This is a genomic window from Clostridium sp. (assembly GCF_036569345.1).
In the GTDB taxonomy this organism is placed as follows: domain Bacteria; phylum Bacillota; class Clostridia; order Clostridiales; family Clostridiaceae; genus Clostridium_AD.
In genome coordinates this window covers 1-2,068 of sequence record NZ_DATCQT010000027.1, presented here as the reverse complement: position 1 = coordinate 2,068, position 2,068 = coordinate 1, and the positions used below count along the sequence as shown (strand labels likewise).

Below are 2,068 nucleotides of genomic sequence, written 5' to 3'. Positions count from 1 at the left end.
AGGTACAGGTAGTTGGTTAGACCTTACCTAGTAGGATTCCCCTACTATATGTTAATAACTTACTAATGAAGATAGAATTGCTTCCATTTCCAAGAGGAAACATCACGCGTTTGCGTGCTGCTTCGCAGCTCGCACTACATATACAATTATATTATATTTTTACAATTCTATATAACTTTCAGTAATCCTTTAAAATTTCACTAAAAATGAAAAAAGCCTTTGTATATTAGCAATGAACAAAGAAAAATGATTGAGTTGGAAAATGAAATTGAAGAATTATCGATTTCCTACACTATTGAAATTTATGGAGATTACGAAGGCCTGTTTTATAAACGTCAAATTGGTCATCTTCTTGAAACATTAAATGAACTATATAATAAGGTTCATAATATATTTGCGTACGGAGTAAAGTTTTTCGAAAATGGTAATAAGAATATGGAGGGAATCTTTGTGACTGGTTTACTGAAACAGGAATAGAGTACTATAAAAGTGGCACTATAAAGTTTATAGGAGAATACAATAAAGGCCCCAGAAATTATTATGGTCCAAGATATTTCGTTTTAGGTAAGTTATTTAATGAAGCGGGTGAACTTTGGTATGAAGGTACTTTTCATATCAAACATAGCTTAATAGGGTATCCTCTGTTCAGAAAAGAAGAATCTTTTAAAGATGGTATCGAATTTAACAATGATGGAACCTTTAACCGAAATTATGTAAATTTTACTATTAAAATGCTGTAATGGCAAACACAAACTTCCAGTTTACGTTACAACCTCAGAGATTGTAGTAATAACTAAAAATTTTTACGTTTTAAAGGGAGTTCAAAAATCGAACTCCCTTTAAGTTTATCATTACACTTAGCAAACATCTTTATGGTTTTTTATCCATTCGTATATATTTTCCTGTTTTAATTCTCCTTTTGCTATCCCTAATCCTAAATCTATTAACTCCTTTTGTGTAAATAATAATCTAATTCCATTATATTCTAATAAAATTAACATTACATATATGCCTGTTCTTTTGTTCCCATCTATAAACGTATGGTTATTTATTATGCAATAGCATATATTAGAGCATTTGCCCTCAATTGTTTTGTATAAATCTTCTCCTCCAAATGTTACTTTTGAGTTTTCAATTGATGATTTCAAAAGTTCTATATCCCTTATTCCACGTGAACCACCAGTAGTCAATATCAACTTTTCGTGAAGTTTCAGAATATACTCAATTGTTATATACTTCACTTAGCTAGTTCCTTAAATGCCTCTAAATTTTCAAATAATACTCTGTCGGCAATTTCCTCCAATTTTTCTTCCTCGGATATTGCACCTTTGCTAAACTCATCAAAATCTAAAAGAATATATTTAGGTTTATTGTTTTTCATTATAACTACAGATTTATCCTCATCTACTAATTTAGCTATTTTAGAAAAATTCTGATTAGCTTCCGATATCGAAACCATCTTTTGACTGTTCACTAACATAATTAGCCCTCCTAAGATTTTTAGTTATTATAACTATATTATATCACATTTAGGATAAATTTAACCTAATTATTAAAAATTTATTACTCTTTTCTAAACTTCTTAAAATATTCAGATGCTGATCTATTAATTTCTAGCGAGAAATCAGATATGTTTTTCCAGTATATAGCTTTTCAAAAGGATTTGTCATTGATATTTTTTTCTTTACTCATATTTTTTATTAAGTACTTTAACTTGAAGTGTATACATTACATCCTCAAATGTTTCAAGTGTAAGATATACGCCATGTGTCACTCTCTCAATCTTATTCTCTCTGGTGAAAATCATTGAATAATGACGTGGTATGCCTGTCTCTTCAACCTCTTTTTTTGCAATTATGCTCTTATTGTTCACCATCAAAGCATAATTGCAATCCAAATATAATGTCTTTCTTATGCATGTCATTACTGTATTTGTCAAGTGAAAAGTCCCCCATATTCTAATCCAAAACTCCTCCACCAAAAAATGTAAAAAAAAATATTTCCTAAAATTTTTACTTATCCACAATCATTTTTTTATGCTTAGCTGTGGATAAAATATATGGGATGA

4 protein-coding genes are annotated in these 2,068 nt (G+C 29.4%); 1 reads left to right on the top strand and 3 read right to left on the bottom strand.

Features of this window, described 5'->3' with window-relative positions; genetic code table 11:
• The first annotated feature begins 246 nt into the window (after positions 1–246).
• Positions 247–477, top strand: coding sequence for a hypothetical protein (locus VIM70_RS02235; protein ID WP_331943707.1), 231 nt, complete (start codon positions 247–249; stop codon positions 475–477).
• Between the two features lie 380 nt (positions 478–857).
• Here VIM70_RS02235 and VIM70_RS02230 read toward each other — a convergent pair whose 3' ends face one another.
• From VIM70_RS02230 to VIM70_RS02220, 3 genes are all read right to left on the bottom strand, one after another.
• Entirely contained in the window at positions 858–1,241 is a 384-nt protein-coding gene (locus tag VIM70_RS02230; protein ID WP_331943705.1) for a type II toxin-antitoxin system death-on-curing family toxin, read from the bottom strand.
• Positions 1,238–1,480 (bottom strand): type II toxin-antitoxin system prevent-host-death family antitoxin, encoded by a 243-nt coding sequence (locus tag VIM70_RS02225; protein WP_331943703.1) that lies wholly within the window; start codon positions 1,478–1,480, stop codon positions 1,238–1,240. Before VIM70_RS02225 ends, VIM70_RS02230 begins: the two co-directional genes overlap by 4 nt.
• A gap of 204 nt (positions 1,481–1,684) precedes the next feature.
• On the bottom strand, positions 1,685–1,939 hold the full coding sequence (locus VIM70_RS02220; protein WP_331943701.1) for a type IV toxin-antitoxin system AbiEi family antitoxin domain-containing protein: 255 nt from the start codon (positions 1,937–1,939) through the stop codon (positions 1,685–1,687).
• Between the last annotated feature and the right edge of the window lie 129 nt (positions 1,940–2,068).

What these genes read in the sequence shown, in the direction of transcription:
- VIM70_RS02235 (WP_331943707.1), top strand. Translation starts at nt 247, where the DNA reads ATGATTGAGTTGGAAAATGAAATTGAAGAATTATCGATTTCCTACACT.
- VIM70_RS02225 (WP_331943703.1), bottom strand. Translation starts at nt 1,480, where the DNA reads ATGTTAGTGAACAGTCAAAAGATGGTTTCGATATCGGAAGCTAATCAG.